Annotated in this window: 1 protein-coding gene; it reads right to left on the bottom strand. The window is 66.7% G+C overall.

All coding sequences use genetic code 11. The annotated features are described in order from the left end of the window. The coding region (locus ACLQ2W_RS33950) for an acyltransferase domain-containing protein (protein WP_425791994.1) at positions 1-315 on the bottom strand (315 nt) is incomplete at both ends.

Raw genomic sequence — 315 nt, 5'->3', positions numbered from 1 at the left:
CCACCAGCCACACACGCCGCCGCGATCTCACCCTGACTGTGCCCCACCACCGCCGCCGGAACCACACCCACCGAACGCCACAACTCCGCCAACGACACCATCACCGCCCACGACACCGGCTGCACCACATCCACCCGACCCAACAACACCGGATCAGACAACGCCTCCCGCAACGACCAATCCACAAACGGCGCCAACACCTCCGCACACCGACCCATCGCCTCCGCGAACACCGGCTCCACATCCCACAACGCCACCCCCATCCCCACCCACTGCGCCCCCTGACCCGGAAACACAAACACCGGACCCAACCCA

Source organism: Micromonospora sp. DT227, assembly GCF_049841835.1.
GTDB lineage: Bacteria > Actinomycetota > Actinomycetes > Mycobacteriales > Micromonosporaceae > Micromonospora.
This window is presented reverse-complemented; position numbering and strand designations above follow the sequence as displayed.